Source organism: Methanocorpusculum petauri (assembly GCF_026891975.1).
GTDB lineage: Archaea > Halobacteriota > Methanomicrobia > Methanomicrobiales > Methanocorpusculaceae > Methanocorpusculum > Methanocorpusculum petauri.
In genome coordinates, this window is sequence record NZ_JAPTGB010000012.1 from 56572 (window position 1) to 72547 (window position 15976).

The 15976-nt window shown below is 49.8% G+C and carries 16 protein-coding genes and 1 tRNA gene; 7 read left to right on the forward strand and 10 right to left on the reverse strand.

Annotated features, from left to right (window positions below; translation table 11 throughout):
• Positions 1-11: 11 nt before the first annotated feature.
• Positions 12-275, reverse strand: coding sequence for a stationary phase-response protein (locus O0S10_RS06620; RefSeq protein WP_268923026.1), 264 nt, complete (start codon positions 273-275; stop codon positions 12-14).
• A 137-nt stretch (positions 276-412) separates the two neighbouring features.
• Here O0S10_RS06620 and O0S10_RS06625 point away from each other — a divergent pair, with 137 nt between their 5' ends.
• From O0S10_RS06625 to O0S10_RS06640, 4 genes are read left to right on the forward strand one after another with little or no spacing between them, the layout of a single operon-like run.
• Positions 413-826, forward strand: coding sequence for an Sjogren's syndrome/scleroderma autoantigen 1 family protein (locus O0S10_RS06625; RefSeq protein ID WP_268925100.1), 414 nt, complete (start codon positions 413-415; stop codon positions 824-826).
• A gap of 41 nt (positions 827-867) precedes the next feature.
• Positions 868-1407, forward strand: coding sequence for an AAA family ATPase (locus tag O0S10_RS06630; RefSeq protein WP_268925101.1), 540 nt, complete (start codon positions 868-870; stop codon positions 1405-1407).
• Entirely contained in the window at positions 1404-2183 is a 780-nt protein-coding gene (locus tag O0S10_RS06635; protein ID WP_268925102.1) for a sugar phosphate isomerase/epimerase family protein, read from the forward strand. The genes O0S10_RS06630 and O0S10_RS06635 overlap by 4 nt, the downstream gene beginning before the upstream one ends.
• A 2-nt stretch (positions 2184-2185) precedes the next feature.
• Positions 2186-3127, forward strand: coding sequence for a ribonuclease Z (locus tag O0S10_RS06640; RefSeq protein ID WP_268925103.1), 942 nt, complete (start codon positions 2186-2188; stop codon positions 3125-3127).
• A gap of 615 nt (positions 3128-3742) precedes the next feature.
• Here the strand turns inward: O0S10_RS06640 and O0S10_RS06645 are convergent.
• Positions 3743-5311 (reverse strand): MFS transporter, encoded by a 1569-nt coding sequence (locus tag O0S10_RS06645; protein ID WP_268925104.1) that lies wholly within the window; start codon positions 5309-5311, stop codon positions 3743-3745.
• A 72-nt stretch (positions 5312-5383) separates the two neighbouring features.
• Positions 5384-6292, reverse strand: coding sequence for a hypothetical protein (locus tag O0S10_RS06650; RefSeq protein ID WP_268925105.1), 909 nt, complete (start codon positions 6290-6292; stop codon positions 5384-5386).
• A 79-nt stretch (positions 6293-6371) separates the two neighbouring features.
• Between O0S10_RS06650 and O0S10_RS06655 the strand changes: the two genes are divergently transcribed.
• The gene (locus O0S10_RS06655) at positions 6372-6935 is read left to right on the forward strand and encodes a tetratricopeptide repeat protein (RefSeq protein WP_268925106.1); all 564 of its coding nucleotides are present in this window, start codon (positions 6372-6374) and stop codon (positions 6933-6935) included.
• A gap of 311 nt (positions 6936-7246) precedes the next feature.
• Positions 7247-8074: an integrase gene (locus tag O0S10_RS06660; protein WP_268925107.1), complete on the forward strand. Its 828-nt coding sequence runs from the start codon at positions 7247-7249 to the stop codon at positions 8072-8074.
• Positions 8075-8335: 261 nt separating this feature from the next.
• Here the strand turns inward: O0S10_RS06660 and O0S10_RS06665 are convergent, their stop codons facing one another.
• From O0S10_RS06665 to tsaA, 7 genes are all read right to left on the reverse strand, one after another.
• Positions 8336-9073 carry a hypothetical protein gene (locus O0S10_RS06665; protein ID WP_268925108.1) on the reverse strand — a complete coding sequence of 246 codons (738 nt, stop codon included), beginning with the start codon at positions 9071-9073 and terminating at the stop codon, positions 8336-8338.
• A gap of 428 nt (positions 9074-9501) precedes the next feature.
• A tRNA-Val gene (locus O0S10_RS06670) sits at positions 9502-9575 on the reverse strand.
• A gap of 90 nt (positions 9576-9665) precedes the next feature.
• Positions 9666-10610, reverse strand: a complete 945-nt coding sequence (mch, locus tag O0S10_RS06675) for a methenyltetrahydromethanopterin cyclohydrolase (RefSeq protein ID WP_268925109.1) — start codon at positions 10608-10610, stop codon at positions 9666-9668.
• Between the two features lie 55 nt (positions 10611-10665).
• On the reverse strand, positions 10666-11817 hold the full coding sequence (locus tag O0S10_RS06680) for an ORC1-type DNA replication protein (RefSeq protein WP_268925110.1): 1152 nt from the start codon (positions 11815-11817) through the stop codon (positions 10666-10668).
• A gap of 11 nt (positions 11818-11828) precedes the next feature.
• Entirely contained in the window at positions 11829-12626 is a 798-nt protein-coding gene (locus O0S10_RS06685) for a hypothetical protein (protein WP_268925111.1), read from the reverse strand.
• A gap of 278 nt (positions 12627-12904) precedes the next feature.
• Entirely contained in the window at positions 12905-13771 is an 867-nt protein-coding gene (locus O0S10_RS06690; RefSeq protein ID WP_268925112.1) for an Mrp/NBP35 family ATP-binding protein, read from the reverse strand.
• A gap of 102 nt (positions 13772-13873) precedes the next feature.
• A complete protein-coding gene (gene tsaA, locus O0S10_RS06695) occupies positions 13874-14740 on the reverse strand; it encodes a tRNA (N6-threonylcarbamoyladenosine(37)-N6)-methyltransferase TrmO (protein ID WP_268925113.1) in 867 nt (288 codons plus the stop codon).
• A 103-nt stretch (positions 14741-14843) separates the two neighbouring features.
• Here tsaA and O0S10_RS06700 point away from each other — a divergent pair, with 103 nt between their 5' ends.
• A complete protein-coding gene (locus tag O0S10_RS06700) occupies positions 14844-15302 on the forward strand; it encodes a YbhB/YbcL family Raf kinase inhibitor-like protein (RefSeq protein ID WP_268925114.1) in 459 nt (152 codons plus the stop codon).
• Positions 15303-15976 lie beyond the last annotated feature (674 nt).

Below are 15976 nucleotides of genomic sequence, written 5' to 3' on the forward strand. Positions count from 1 at the left end.
GAGATGGTATTTCAGTCAAGCGGAACTGCTTCAAGCGTAGAAACGAGCTGCCAGATGCTGGTCCGGGCATAGACCGGCATATTCGGATCATTGCTGATCTCGTCAATTAAGGACAGAGCATCAGCGGCCCGCAGTCCGGTGGTCTTCTTTTCATCAAGAAGCACTGTTTTTGTCTCATCTGCGACACGGCGGATGTTACGGGGAATTGTAGAATCCTCGCTGATTGCCTGAAGCATCATCACACACTGTTTTATCATCTCTTCCGGACTTGCCATGTTGAAAATCCCTCCTGAAAGCCTGGTCTATCCTGATGGAACAGAATAGCATACCCCAAAACTATGCTTTAGGTTAGAGCGTCCACAGAGATAAAGGATGCTATCTATATGTGCCGAACGGAATAATATGTATCAGTATGAATAGCGGTGCACGAAAACCTGACGATATTATGGCTGAATATCTCCTCGGCGGGGCAAAGATGCTGGCAGATCTGTGCCCGAAGTGCAGAGCGCCGATGTTTGAGGTGAAGGGTAAACGTATGTGCGTGGTCTGCGCTGAGGCTGCGGTAGCGCCGCAGACAGAGGTGCCGAAAGTTGTTGCAGAGGAAGGATCAGCTTCGCTTCCGGAGAAGGTGCGGGTGATTACGCCAAAGTACGCAACGGCACAGAACACGCCAACGCCGGTTTCCGGTGATATCACCCCACGACTGGATGCGCTGATTCTTCAGTTCTGTGCCCGGGCGGAAACCGAACCGGATCCGGCACGCTGTCTGTCATATATGGAGTGTATCAGAACGGCAGCGGAAGCCCGGACAATGCTGAACCGCTGAAAGCGATGGTCTTAATGAAATTCCCTGCATACTAATTACGGATGAAGGTTATCGGTGTTGTCGGATATCCGGCGAGCGGAAAGGGTGAGTTTTCCCAAATTGCTGCAGGATTCGGTATTCCTGTAGTGGTAATGGGAGATATGATCCGACGGCAGGTGAGCGCTTTGGGTCTTGATCTCACCGATGAGAATATCGGGGCTGCCGCCCGCAAACTCCGGGAAAATTTCGGGATGGATGCGGTTGCAATGCTGACCGCAGAAGAGGTCGGAAAACAGCATGCGGATGTGGTGGTTATTGATGGTATCCGGGGAGATGCGGAGGTCCGCTACTTCCGTTCAGTATTTACAGCGTTTGTACTGGTAGCGGTTGAGGCATCATTTTCGGTGCGGCTTTCCCGGATGCAGGCGCGGGGAAGGAGCGATGACACGACAACGGCTGAAAGTCTGAAGGCCCGCGATGAACGCGAAGAGTCGTTCGGACTTGCTGCTGCGATGGCACTTGCCGAGATTCGGCTCGTGAATGAGTCAACACGGGATGTGTATGAAGCGGCGGTGCGGCGGGTGTTTTCGGAGGAGCTATGAAGATTTATTTTGCATCATCGCGACTTTCCTTAAAGGATCCGGAGAGTTGGGTTGCGGGAATTGCAGAGGCAGGATTTGACGGCTGGGAGGTTTCGATGGACGGCTGGTTTCACAGTGTTGCAGATATTCCCAGGAAGTTTCCGGGGATACGGAAAGTCCTGCGGGATACGGGTCTTGAGTCTTCGGTGCATCTGCCGTTTTCAGGTCTGAACCTCTCGTCGCTGAATGCGGATGTGTGGAGTGCAACCGTGAGTCAGCTTGCATCATGTATCAAATCCGCATCAGAGATTGCAGATACCATTACGCTGCACCCGGGATATCTTGAACCGAACGGTCGTGAGGCGACATCTGCAGCATGGAATAATCACAGGGAGGCGCTGGCAAGGCTTGGTGATGTTGCGGAGTGTGCAGGGGTTTGTGTAGCGCTTGAGAATATGCCGAATCTTGAGGATTTTTATTGCCGGGACCCTTATGAGCTGGAGGGTTTTGTGGATGCAGTGTCCGGGATTTCCATGACATTTGATGTAGGACACGCGAATACGAACGGAAATCTGGATGCGTTTTGCAAGATGATTCTGCCGCGGGCGGCACATTTGCATATTCATGACAATTACGGGAAGTACGATGAGCATCTCCCGCTTGGAAAAGGGTCAATTGACTGGAAGAAGGTTATGCCAAAGATTCGGGCAGAGTATCACGGGAAGATTATGGTTGTGGAAGGCAGGAATCCTGCGGAAGGCAGGGTCAGTCTGGATTTGATCCGGGAGTGGTTCTGAATATGGCAGGTGGCGAGACACTGTTTGTGCATTTTCTGGGAACGGCCGGAGCATTGCCGACACCGAACAGAAACCCATCATGCATTATGATTCGCCGGGGATCAGATACGCTGTTATTCGATTGTGGTGAGGGTGCACAGCAGCAGATGATGCGGGCGAAGACAGGGTTTACGGTGAATGCGATATTTGTGACACACTGGCATGCGGATCATTATTTGGGAATATTCGGACTGGTGGAGACGATGGCGTTTAACGGACGAACCGAGCCGCTAACAATCTACGGGCCGTCGGGGGTGGACGGGTTTGTGGAGATTATACACCGGCTGACGCCGAAGATTCCGTTTGTGCTGTCTGCGGTGGAGGTTGCAGACGGTGATGTGACATTGTTTGACGGGTATTCGGTGATGGCGTTTAAGACGTATCACGGGATTGAGAGTGTCGGGTATGTGCTGGAAGAGGATATGCGTCCCGGGCGGTTTAACCGCGAGGGGGCAATTGCGCTTGGTGTTCCGCCGGGGCCGCTGTTCGGGAAGTTACAACGCGGTGAGAGTGTGCGGATTGTCCGCGACGGTGAAGAGGTCATTATTTCACCGGAGCAGGTGATGGGTGAGCGACGCCGCGGCCGGAAGGTTGTCTATACTGGTGATACGCGGCCTGTGAAAAATAAAAATGATCTGCTGGAAGGGGCTGATCTTCTGATCCATGAGGCAACGTTTGACGAGGAGGAGGGATCAGTCCGTGCGAAGGAGGTCTGGCACTCAACGGCAAGGGAGGCGGGAATGGTTGCCGCAGCAGTTCATCCGAAGATTCTGGCACTGGTACATTTCAGTTCGCGGTACACATCAACGGCAAACCATGTGCAGGATGCAAAAGTGTTCTTTGAGGGAGAGATTGTTGCACCGGCAGATCTTTCGGTAATTGAAATTCCTTTTTCAGATGTATAAACAAGGGTTTCAGATCAGTAGAACGACATGGATGAGGATTCTGGAGGAATTCTTCCCTTTTTTCTATATTGAAACAGGCGAAAAACATTGGCTGAAATCTATTTTTCCAGGAAAAATTATTGGTAACTTCGATGGTGATGTCCTATCCGTGTAGGATGTATTGGACATCGCCAGGCATAAACATATCTTATCCCTAGCTAAAGAGATGATTTTCCCAACGGGCCTGTTGGAATCATAATTGATTGTTCCTTATTCCCTGAAATTTATCCCATACAGAAATTTCAAATTTTTTCATGAGAGATATTTTCAGATTTTACCGCATTATTTTGTTCAATACAGGTATTTGAAGTAAAAACACATTCATGAGAATGATATCCTACACGGATAGGATGTAACATCAAGAAGAATTATCTTTCTGATCATCTCAGCCGCAAATCCACAGCCACCCCACGGCGGCACTCGGACAGCATGTACCCACCAATGGCCGCATACCGGACGCCACCACTTCCGGAAAAGGCCTCTACGAAAATTACATCGCAGATACCACATTTTCGTACATTGACCCACATGCATCCGGCCGATACCGGAAAAAATCACACTTTTTTTAAAATAGGATTATTGGGACTGGGGATCCGCAGTCCAGGAAAGAATCATCCCAAAAACCAGCACTACAATCGCCGCGAGAACCGTTGCGTGCATCATCACCAGAAATTCCCCGATATGATCCGACCCCATCTGTACTCCGGCACCGAGGAACAGATTTGTCAACACGGTCATCACACCAATCGAAACTGCCATTCCAAGCATTCGCGTCGTTGAAAGTGTTCCTGATGCCATTCCGTACTCCTGTTCTGTCACCGCATTCATAATTGCCGTACTGTTCGGTGTTACAAAGATTGCAATACCTACACCAAACAATGCCTGTACCGCGATCATCGTCCAGACCGCCTGCTCCGCACCGCAGGTCAGAAGAAGCATCATACCAAGCGCAATAATAAACAGACCAATCGTCGTCGCATATTTCGGCGGTGCATTTTTCACCAGACGATCAAGTGCTGCAAGCACAATCGAACCACATCCAAACGCTGCAACACTCGCCGCAATCACCGCTGCAAGCAGCCATGCCGGATCCGCAGACGGCACACCCAGCAAAAACGCTGCAGTACCACCGGCCACTGCCATCACTGCACCGGACAGAATCAGCCAGCGCGGCAGCAGATGATCGTAGAACTTTCCGGCCACAATCGTAAACAACACCAGAATTAACCCCTGCGTCGTTACCACCAGCGCACGCTCCAGCGCAGAAAAACCCCAGGCATGGGTCATATACATCGACACCAGAGAACCCATCGCATAAATTGCCACATAATACAGCAGATTTGCTGAGTTGTTGAAGGTAAATCCGCGGTTCTTCAGAATCAGCTGTACCGGAATCAGCGGATTGGATGCCCGCCTCTCATACCGGAAGAACACCCCGAGCAGCACAAGCCCGGCAATCAGCAGTCCGAGCGCAAACAGATCCGGCATCTTCGAAAATCCATACAGTCCGAGCGTCATGCCAAGTATAAACAAAACCGCCCCCGGCCAGTCGTACGGCATCTTATCCGTCGGCGCATCGCGCGGCACAAATGGAACTGTCAGAATGAACGACAGCAGGGCAATCGGCACCAGAATCAGATACACCATCTGCCACCCGTACACATCCGTCAGTGTTCCTGCGAGCAGCGGGCCTGCAAGCTGTCCGAGGAAGACGCCGGTCATTGCAATCCCGATCGCTGTCCCCCGAAGTTCAACTTTTACTACCGAAGTGACCAGGGCAATTGCCGTACCAAACATCAGCGCGTTACCCACGCCTTCAATTGCCCGCATCACCAGAACCATCTCACCCGTTGTCGCAAGGCCGATACCGAGCGAACCAACGCCCAGAAGCAGTACACCGATTGAGAAGAACACTTTTTTACTGATCTTATCCGCATAGCGTGCCGCAGGGATCAGAAACACTGTTGAGGTCAGCAGATAGATGGTTAAAATCCAGCCAAACATACTCATCGGCAGCTGCAGATCCGAAATCAGAGAGGGAAGTGCAATATTTGTTGCTTCTCCGATAAACGGCGGCAGAAAACATGCAATTGCAACAGTAATCGCCACCAGATACTGTTGACGGTTCAGATGCACAGAATCCATGGTAATCCATTAGAGAGAGGATGGGTATTAATGTGCCGAAATGGTAAGCAACTCAGTTATGAGTAAAAAAGATTAGGAATTTTTTCTTGCCTCAGCAATCACTGCATCAGCACGATCCGAGTCAAGGTTCGGGCAGAGCGTGTACCACTCTGATTTAATCTCCCGCTCATCCTCCGGATCGCGGAACTTTATCAGCGTCGTCACGGCCCGGTAACAGGTTCTGCACAGCGGCACATATTTCCCGGAACCTGATCCGAACTGTGGAAGTTCAGTCTGAGACACAGCACTGCACAGATGGCATACATGCATATCCGGTCCAGCGGTAACCGAGGCCGGTGCATGGGATGCCCGCTCGGATGCAGGGGACGGCGGCGGAGCAACCGTACGCACGGGAACGGATGCCGGCGTTGCTTTTCTCTCCACCGATGATCTCATCCGCGGGGGTACAATCTCTTCCTCTTCAAAGAGATCTTCCTCCGGTTCTCCCGCAGAGGGATGATGCGGGACCGGTTCTTCATACTGCTCCCCATATTCCGGGTCATTATATTCAGATGCAGGATCCACCATGCGGTCAGCAATGCCTGTTTCCATCACACCATCCTGAATTTCAAGTCCCGGATCGCGGACATGTTTTGGCACATAGGACTCGGGTCTCTCCTCCTCGCCCTCAAGCGGCATGTTTTCCTTCTTTGGTTGTTGCTGTTTCTTTTTCTTGCCGCCGCCAAATATTGAGGCAAACAATCCCTTTTTTTTGGATTGTGATTTCGATGAAGAACTACCGCCGGTCTCCATCAGTGCATCTGACGAATTTCCGAAGGATATATCTTCATAGCTGTCAAACGATTCTTTTTCAACCGGGTGTTCGCTGCCAAACCCACCTCCGAGTACATCAAACGATTTTCCTTTGGACTTCTTCTTCCGCAACCCGCTGCCGCCAATCGGACCTGCGAGCGGATCGAACTCCTGTTTTTTGCGTGCCATGGTAATTCTTCCGCCGGGTATTATTCTATTTTCATATGCAACGCCCACCTATTAATACCTCTGGAGTGATCTCTTCTATATGAGTGGTGAAGACGGGATAAACGATAGTGAATACTGGTTCTGTCGCGGGGAGGCCGAACGAGATAGTGGGAACCTCCGGCAGGCACGGTTGTGTTTTGAACGGGCGGCTGATCTTGATGCCGATGTTCCCAAGTACTGGGCTGAACTTGGTCTGGTTTTAAGCGAGTGCGGCGAGCATGAAGATGCTGTCAAATGTCTCAGACGGGCAACAGATCTTGATCCGAAGTGCGCTGAAAGCTGGTGCGGCAGAGGCGTTGTTTTCTGCCGGACAGGGGACATTGACGCTGCGCTCTTCGCCTTCGACCGGGCGGTCCGGCTGAATCCCGAAGTCTCCGATTACTGGCTTAATCTCGGTCTGATGTTTGTCGAACTTGGAGAACATGCAAAAGCGGTGACTGCATTTGAGTGCGGACTTGAGATCAATCTCTATGATGAGGAACTCTGGAAACAAAAGGCACAGTGTCTCACAGAACTCGGTGAGGATGTGCGGGCGCGGCACTGTTTTGAACGGGCCGGCGAGATCGAGATGGAACGGGCAACACGACCGGAATATTTCTCATAATCTCAAACAATTTTTCAAAAACGAGTGGACCCGAAGGGATTCGAACCCCTGACCTCCGCCATGTAAGGGAGACGTCATTTTGTGCCCAGATTTCAAAAATAAGTAAGGAAGATGGATTTTCAGATTCTGAAAATTTTTCGACCCTCTCGCGCGGGTTAAGTGAAAATGATTATCATAACCCGAATGCCAGAGGCCCTCCTGACAGGTCCATTGCTGCATTCATGAAGGATCGAAAAGGGGATTTCTTACAGTTCTGTCAAGACACGGGAACAGGTGATCGACAGACTCGGGAAGGCTACTATAACGGTCTTATGAAACTCGATGATGTCTATGTCCCTCAGGACCTGCCCGGGCGAAAGATCACCGACCCGCAGAGAAAAGGGCTGCTGAAGTTCTACCGGTACTTCACAGAAGCCTTGCTGATGGAGAAGTTCAACGGTTACACTGCTGAGCAGTTCAAAGGTAATGCCAAACGTGCAAAACAGGAGGAGGGCACACGATCGCACCTAAAGACTAAAGACCTAACTCCTGATGAAGTCCGGGAAGCACGGGATAGAGTAGATAATCCTGCTCTACAGGTCTTCTACACTCTCACGGGTTATTCCGGCGCACGCATGAAGCATCTGTATGAGATGTTCGCCGCACGGGAAAAAGGGGAGGACCTGAAAATTGAGCATATCAACGGGATTATCCGCGTGGATGTTCGATCCATATCAGCCGGAACGAAAAATGAAGCATATTTCTATTTCCCCGCGGAGATGGAAAAAGCGATCCGCACTTACCGGAACCCGTACGGTATAGACTACATCGGGAAGCAGATCGCGAAGAGTGGAACATCAGACCGCCCTGTGAATGAATCCAGTCTGAGAAAATGGAACGTGAACATTTTACTTGACCACATGGATAAGGACTTTGCAAACGCCATACAAGGGAGAGCACCGCAGGGAGTAGGGGTACAACACTACTTTGACCTTGCAGGGAAAGCCGCAAAATATTACCCAGAAGCACTATCCGAACTACAGAAGGGGTTACCTATTCCCGACTGGATGAAAAAAGGAGCATGGGATACTCCGGTAAGTAAACCCGGACCGAGAAAGGGATCACCTCAAAGAGGAGGTGTCAAGAAAAAGCAAGCCTAAACCCCCCTTTTTTGACCCGTATATCCTGCGTTTAAGGCTGTTTTTCAGTTTGGGTAAGGTAGTTTAGGTCGGAAATTACTAAGAAAAACTAAGATCGGTCAATTAGTAGTTGGAAAAAAGATATTCGGGGTTAGTTGGTAGCTTTCGATGTTTTCTTCGCGGCTTTTGCTTTTGAGTTTTGCGTCTTGTTATACTTCAAGACTCCCGCCTTAAATTCCTCGAAAGTAGGGACTCGTGATCTGTTACTTTCAATTCGCATGATTATAACTTTGACCTCCCATATGTTAATGCTTTCTCTGATGCGAATTCCATCAGTTTTTTGTGATATGTTTTTTCGATACGAACCAACATAGCCCAATACTCTTTTTTAATCTCTGCGATCTCAGATACCCCTTTGCTTTGGTATATTTTCCGTTCCGTACTGACCACGTCATCATAAATCTTGTATACCTTTCTTTTCGCATCTATAGACCGAAGAATACACGTGTTTTTCCTCATGTGAAAATAATAACCATACCCACACGCTATAATTTCGTCTAAATTAAAATACAAGAGGTTATACACATCGTCACCTGAAAAGGAAGAAGGCTCTTTGCAGTCATGCGGATGATTATGAACTATGATTCTTGCGCCTTCGTATAGATATGCGGGTATATCCACTCCGTCCACATCACCAACAAATCTTGTTACATTTCCCTGTTCATCAATCACTGCAGCATGTTCCACCTTTTCCCGGTGAATCTTCCGTGCCTCTTTCAGTGCGATCTCGTGAAGCGCTGAGAATGGTAACTTTCCGGTGTTGTCCATTTGCTTCTTCTTTGTTGCCATTACTCCACCAAAAAAGTTAGAGGTGTGCCTGCCGGGTTCTCTTCCGGTGGCTCCGGCTCTTGATCGTCTTCGCTGCTGCTGCTTTACGGGGTTCCCCTTCTCCAAACCCCTGCCGCGCCTATGATCGGGTTCCGGGATCACATCAGCACAATTGTCTGACGATTGGTTCATAGGCACCGTGTATCATATCATCCCGGGAGATGATAAACCAAGAACCGCGTGGTGTGAAAGTGCCTGTTAACCACATCTGCCGTTTGGTAACTGTTACGGAACTCGGTATTAATAGGGCATACCGCACAACAAACAAGCAGGATAAAAGTGTGCGCACATATGCACATACACATGCGCACATGTGCGCACACGGGAAAAGAGAAAATGAAAACAGAGAAAACGAAAAAACAAGCCAAACCCAACCGATTAAGAAAACCGAAGAACATTACTCTGCCGGAGGAGTGCATAGAGTTCATAGAGAAAAACGGCATAAATCTACTCCAATTCGTAGAAAAAGCGATTAGAAGACTTATTTCAGGACTCGGAATGAGTTTTGATGCAGATACGGCTGATTTAGTCCTAATTTCAAAAAAGGACGGAGAATTGAGTGGACCCGAAGGGATTCGAACCCCTGACCTCCGCCATGTAAGGGCGACGTCATAACCACCTAGACCACGAGTCCAGCTATGCCTTATTCTATACTCTCTGCACTGTAATTAACTCTGCGGAATCATCAGAAAAAGATAGGGAAGCGGGGTTCCCCATGATTTTCTTATGCAAGTCCAAAGGACTTCAGTGTTACATCAACATCGATTTTGCCGACCTGATACACTTTGCCGGTGGAAACTTCGTTGATGACGACTTCTGCCGGGGAGAAGAGGCTGGTGTCGATCTTGTAGAAGTCGTAACCTGCTTCTTTGAAGATCTCATTAAACGGCTTGCCGTATCCGTTGGATGCACAGCTTGGGATCTTTTCAAGATAGTCAACGATCTCCGGAGCGTTCATCGTTAAGTTGATCTGCCCGTGGTAGATTGTTGCATCGTTGGTAACACCCATGGCAAGTTTGGGGCCGCGAACCGGCGGGATTGGTGCGGTACCGGCAGCTGCGAGAATTTTGCGGGTGTCAAAGCCGAGTTCGTTCAGTTTGTAGACAGCGGTCTCCACACAGCGTCCGGCAACCTGGATGGAGCCGACGATGGAAGAGGTCGGTGCAACAAGGGCACAGACGTTGGCAACATCAACTTTGCATTTTTCTGCAATTTTTTCCATGACTGCACCGTTCGGCAGGTGGTCTGCTTCCAGACAGATGACGGCTGCATCGCATTCATCCTCGTAACCGATAACCTCATAGGTGTGTTTCGGCTGCAGGGACAGGGCGCGTGCAGGGCCGGATCCCATGGCAAAGAAGTTTTCGTGTTTCACGGTCCAGCCTGCTTTCTGTGCACCAAGGCAGGAGATTGCCGGGAAGTCGGTGTTCACATCAATGAAGGTCATCGGGAACTTGCCGACCATTCCCTGACGGAATGCAATGTCGCCAAGGCCGCCCATGCAGATACGGGTGAAGTAGTCGCCGGCGCCGAAGCCTCCCGGAACAGCCACACCACAGTCCACGATACGGGCGCCGTTGTCAAGTTCATGATATGCTACATTGAATAAATCTGCATTCTCGACGAGTTCTTCGAAGAGATCGAGTCCGAGTTCATTTACGCTAACCAAGATTATCCCCCTTTAGGAATATGATTCAGTTATGGATCAGGAAAATAGATTAAGGTTATGAGTTTACGTTGCAGCCTGTTTGGTTTTTTTGCAGGGCAAGAACACGTTTTGGGTCATATCTGAGGCTGATTATTCTCGTTCTGCCGTTTCCGGCATTCTGATAGGTAAGAGTCACCAGCCGCAGATGATCGAGTTTTTCAATGATCTGCACATACCGCGTGTAGCCTGTTGCTTTCTCACCAAGGGAGCTGTGCACGGATTTAGTGGTGATAATATCTGTATTGTTTGTCATTTCAGCAACCTGAAACAGGACGTTTGCTTCATCAACGGAGAGGACACGGACGAGTTCGGCGAGCCGGAGGTCACGGGAGATGGAGAATGCTTTTGTTACGTCGTCGTCAGTGACATTCATTCTGGCTGCTTTCTCGGCGTTCATGACGGAACGTTTGATGAGGTCAAGGCCGATTCTGATGTCGCCGCATTTCATGGTGCGGTCGACGATGCGATCGAGGAGATCACTGCTCAGTACATTGGAGTAGAGGCCCTGCATTACCCGCTGGGAGAGAATGCCTGCAACTTCAGACGCGGTGTAGGGGGCAAAGTGAATGGTCTGAGGCCGGAATACGGAGGCAACACGGGCGTCAAGAGATCGTTCCAGATCAACGTCAGGGTCGCTGATGATGATGATCACGCCGATTCTGACATGTTCATAGGTTTCATGGGAACGAAGGAGAGCGTAGAGGACTTTGTTCAGTTCTTTTTCATATACGAGGTAGTTGGCGTCGTCCAGACAGATGATCGGGGTTATTTCTTCGTTTTCGATGTACTTTGCAATCATGTCAAAGAGCATCTTAAAGGAGGTGCCGCTCGGCGGCTGGCGGTTTTTGGTGAGTTTTGTGTAAATTCGCGAGAAGATTGCGTACTCCGATCCGTCAATCTGACAGTTGATATGGATGGGTACAATCTTTTTGGTGGTCCCTGCAATTTCTTCAAAGAGTTTTTTGACGGAGGTTGTTTTTCCGGTTCCGGGAACACCGCGGCAGACGGTGTTGAGGATGCGGCCTCCGGCGAGGGCCGGACGGACGGCATAGGCCAGCTCCTGAATCTGCTCGTCGCGGTATTCAAACTGTTCGGGGACATAATCGATGTCAAATACTTCGATGTCTCTGAAGAGGGTCTGATCCCACATAAGCAGATTCTTTTTCATGGTTTTTCTCCTTATTTCATGCAGGTTTTGCAGAGTGTTTTACCCATGAATAGGTTGGATACATCGCGCTGTACCTTGGAAACAGCTGCGCCACATTTTTCGCAGGTATAGGTGACCGGTTCCTCTGTCGGTTTATTTGATGCGGTGTTTTTTTCAGCTATTACCGGTTCGGGGACTTGCGGGGCTTCCCCGGTTTTTACCGGCTCGGGTTCTCTAATAACCGGCTCGGGGACTTGCGGGGCTTCCCCGATTTTTTCCGGTTCGGGTTCTTTAATAACCGGCTCGGGGACTTGCGGGGTTTCCCCGGTTTTTACCGGTTCGGATTCTTTAATAACCGGCTCGGGGACTTGCGGGGCTTCCCCGGTTTTTACCGGCTCGGGTTCTTTAATAACCGGTTCGGGGACTTTCGGGGTTTCCCCGGTTTTTACCGGCTCGGGTTCTCTAATAACCGGTTCGGGAACAGTCGGGGCTTCCCCGGTTTTTACCGGTTCGGGAGTTTTCTGCTCCTCCTTTATCACTACTCCGTCAAACGCGGGAACCGGGCCGAAGAGTTCATCCAGCGGGTCGGGTGATGAAGATGCCGGCATGTCCGGTGCATGTTTTTCCAGTACGCGGGTCCGATACTTGTCAATTGATGCACGGGTTGCTGCATCATTCTGAGCATATCCGTCCAGAACGTGGTTCAGGTATGCGGCAAGCTCCGCTGCATCTCCTTCGGTCTGCACGCAATCGCTCACCTCAAGGCGGAGACTTTCATAGTTGCCGATATTTATCGCAACTCCGATTGTCAGTGTCCTCCTCTCTGACATAATAGTAATAGTGTTGGCGCTTTGCGGAATTAATAATGTGTATCCTAATGCTGCAAAGCGAAAGACTGATAGTTTGGCTTTTCAATAGAATAGGTATTCTACATACAGGCGGCAAATGATGAAAGTTACCCCCGCTGAGCCACATGGTTATGATGACGCAGGGGTCTGATGCCGCTTGTCTGTTTTACAAATGATACTATCATTGGAAAATGTGAACACAGTTTTATCTGAAACAACCAGATAAGCGAGTCACGAGCATTCAAAAAAAGATGAAAATGTTATTCGTCTCTCTTTTCGACTTCGACAATCAGGTTTTCCATGACCTTATCGACTGCGTCCCATGTCGGATTTGCCTGTCCGGGTTTTCTCACGATGAATGGTCTTCCCTCGTCGCCTGCCTTGCGCATCTCAATGTCGATTGGGATGGATCCAAGATAGGGCACATTGTACTCTTTTGCTGCTTTTTCTCCTCCGCCTTTGCCGAAGAGATCCACGACTTCGCCGCAGTGAGGACAGACCATACCGGACATGTTCTCAATAATACCGAGCACCGGCAGATCCATCATTTCTACGAACTTGATTGCTTTTGTTGAGTCAAGTACGGCGACATCCTGCGGAGTGGTGACAATAACTGCACCCTCAACATTCGGCGCAAACTGTACAATGTTCAGGGCTTCGTCACCGGTTCCCGGCGGCAGATCAACGACGAGATAGTCAAGGTCTCCCCAGTCAACATCTCCCAGGAACTGCTGGATTGCCGCAGCTTTCATTGGTCCGCGCCAGACAATCGGGCTGTCGGTCGTGTTCAGCAGGAGAGCCATTGATACAACTTTCAGGGAGCCGGTGATCTTTACCGGCATGATTTTATTGCCAATTGCCTGTAGTTTCAGATCTTCAATGCCGAGCATTTTTGCAATGCTCGGGCCGTGAATATCCAGATCAAGGAGACCGGTCTGGTATCCATGGTTTGAGAGTGCGTATGCAAGATTGACGGATACCGTACTCTTGCCGACACCGCCTTTTCCGGAAAGAACAAGTATTACGTGGCGTACGCTGATCTCTGCTTTCTTCGGCTGCTGACAGGTATCGGTCTTCTGCGTGCATCCGTCGCAGTGGCCGTCACATCCTTCGGGTTGGTCTGACATTTTAGTTTCACCTGTAATGTAAGTCTATATAACTTATTGCATACCCTGTTATACGGCGGAGAGTATATCCTTTGCGTATTTGGCGTGGAGGAAAAACGCTCCTCAGACATGTTTTTCCGGGACATCAATTCCCTGGTAATAGGGTTTTATGTCCAGTACGGGCGTTTCATTGAGAGCTTCAAGCCCCCTGACCGTGATGCGGGTTCCGCTGATTGAAATGATCGTTACCAGTGTCAGGGAGATCGGGTTGGGTCTGACGGGTGCACGGGTTGCAAATACGCCGGTCAGTTCCCGGCGGCCTCCGTGGGGAACGACTTGCAGAATGTCGCGTTCGGATCGATCAAACCAGCAGAGAATGAATACCGGATCACCTTCGGACAACCCCAGAAGTCCGTCGGAATATTCAGGATATATTTCAAGTGTACTGAGTTCATCGGTGTTTTTTCCCTGATTGGGGGCGTCTTTTCGTTCGTGAAAGGGGGAGTGAACAATGCCGATGGGTCTGCACTCGATCGGGTCATTGCGTTTCTGCTGTTGTGCTGTATTTTTCGCTGCGGCAAGTGTGTCAAGTGCGTTGTTGCACAGCCAGTCACAGGATCCGATATATGCATTTTCGCGTGGAACATGTACATACAGTACCTCTGCATAGTTGGATGCAGTCTGTATCGCTTCATCATAGAGGGGTTTGAGGGTTTTTGAGCGTACTGCATACTTTCCGATCATCTGTGAGATCATCAGTTCGCTGTCCGAAAGGATGGTAAGACTTGTGGATGCCGGTTCGCTGTATTTTTTTGCAGCGGCGAGAGCACCCAGAAGTGCCATGTACTCGGCGGTATTGTTGGTCTGCACTCCGAGAATCCGCACCTCAGATTCCAGTACGTCGCATCCTCTAAGAATCAGCCATGCAGCTGCGGATTCTCCCGGGTTTCCGCGGCTTGCACCATCGGTGTAGATGGTCAGTTCGTCCATACGGGTTGTGTTGCTTTTCCTGCTATTTATTGCTGGGGATTTGGGACAGGGTAAATTTTTCCCCAATCTATACATCTATTAGGTTTTCAGGAGAGTATACTGTATGCAACAGATGACTATTCATCTCGGGTCGAGCGGCATCACTCCCTCAAGTACATTCTCCGGCGGGAATATTTCACCGAAGATTGATCTTACCGGTGTGCCCGCAGAGGTAAAATACGTCGCAGCAATTGTACAGAATAAATCCGGAGAAGGGAAGATGCAGTGCATCTGGTCGATCTGGAATATTCCTTCAGTCGGATACATTCCGCCGGGCTACGAGCAGGGTCCTGTACCAGGATTCCCCTTTCCAGCAGTTCAGGGTGTGAATGATTTCGGGGAACACGGCTGGCATGGTCCGGAACCAAAACTTGGTAGTCAGGAACGGATGCTGTTTCAGGTTTTCGGTCGTGCGGAGCCGATTTCAATCTCTGCTGAGGCAAAAATGGATGAGGTGATCGAGGCACTCCGCGATGGGAAAACCATTGCCTACGGGAGTCTTGAGTCAATTTATTTCGTTTGAATCCCTTCTATTTTTTTGCGGACAGGCTGCATCCCGTAGAGAAAAACCCTGAGATTTTTCCTGGTTGTTGACGAATGGTGCGCGGGAGTGAATCCGGGAGTTCTGCGTGGTTTGTTTGCGACCCAAATATCCGTTATTTTGAGAACCGGCAGCGATATGCGCATTTTCCCATGTCCCGACAAACAACTTTATACACGACAAAAGCACATGTAGATTTATGTCACACAAAGAGGCAAAAAAGGTAGCAGCTCCGGTTGCAGACGCAAAAGTCGAAGCACCGAAGGCAACCGGTAAGCACGCAAAGAAGAATTAATTTTCTGTTGCGTACAGATTCGATGAACTGATGAGTTTGTGAACAGATGTGTGACACCCCGGATATCCGATGAGGATATCGAGCCTGCCACAGGCAGCCATGGGAGTGTTCCCCGGAGTTATTCCGGGAACACAAACATGAGCAAAGAGACTGTTTTTTCTGGTTTGTATGTTTCCGACGTGTGGTACAAGGATGGTGCGGAGGGTGAGCGGGAAAAAAAGGAGGTTAGAACCTGAGTTTTTTCCGTGTCTGTTCTTCGATGGTGAGGAAGGGGCGTGTGAGGTTGTGGTGGCGCATTGCTGCTGCTACTGCTGCCCGTGAGCATCCGAGTTCTCGTGCGATGGTGAGTACTTTTTTTCCG

Coding starts and splice junctions, on each gene's coding strand:
- O0S10_RS06640 (WP_268925103.1), top strand. CDS start 2,186: ATGGCAGGTGGCGAGACACTGTTTGTGCATTTTCTGGGAACGGCCGGA.
- O0S10_RS06635 (WP_268925102.1), top strand. CDS start 1,404: ATGAAGATTTATTTTGCATCATCGCGACTTTCCTTAAAGGATCCGGAG.
- O0S10_RS06625 (WP_268925100.1), top strand. CDS start 413: ATGAATAGCGGTGCACGAAAACCTGACGATATTATGGCTGAATATCTC.
- O0S10_RS06630 (WP_268925101.1), top strand. CDS start 868: ATGAAGGTTATCGGTGTTGTCGGATATCCGGCGAGCGGAAAGGGTGAG.
- O0S10_RS06655 (WP_268925106.1), top strand. CDS start 6,372: ATGAGTGGTGAAGACGGGATAAACGATAGTGAATACTGGTTCTGTCGC.
- O0S10_RS06645 (WP_268925104.1), bottom strand. CDS start 5,311: ATGGATTCTGTGCATCTGAACCGTCAACAGTATCTGGTGGCGATTACT.
- tsaA (WP_268925113.1), bottom strand. CDS start 14,740: ATGGACGAACTGACCATCTACACCGATGGTGCAAGCCGCGGAAACCCG.
- O0S10_RS06665 (WP_268925108.1), bottom strand. CDS start 9,073: ATGAACCAATCGTCAGACAATTGTGCTGATGTGATCCCGGAACCCGAT.
- O0S10_RS06660 (WP_268925107.1), top strand. CDS start 7,247: ATGAAACTCGATGATGTCTATGTCCCTCAGGACCTGCCCGGGCGAAAG.
- O0S10_RS06680 (WP_268925110.1), bottom strand. CDS start 11,817: ATGAAAAAGAATCTGCTTATGTGGGATCAGACCCTCTTCAGAGACATC.
- O0S10_RS06685 (WP_268925111.1), bottom strand. CDS start 12,626: ATGTCAGAGAGGAGGACACTGACAATCGGAGTTGCGATAAATATCGGC.
- O0S10_RS06690 (WP_268925112.1), bottom strand. CDS start 13,771: ATGTCAGACCAACCCGAAGGATGTGACGGCCACTGCGACGGATGCACG.
- O0S10_RS06620 (WP_268923026.1), bottom strand. CDS start 275: ATGGCAAGTCCGGAAGAGATGATAAAACAGTGTGTGATGATGCTTCAG.
- O0S10_RS06650 (WP_268925105.1), bottom strand. CDS start 6,292: ATGGCACGCAAAAAACAGGAGTTCGATCCGCTCGCAGGTCCGATTGGC.
- O0S10_RS06700 (WP_268925114.1), top strand. CDS start 14,844: ATGCAACAGATGACTATTCATCTCGGGTCGAGCGGCATCACTCCCTCA.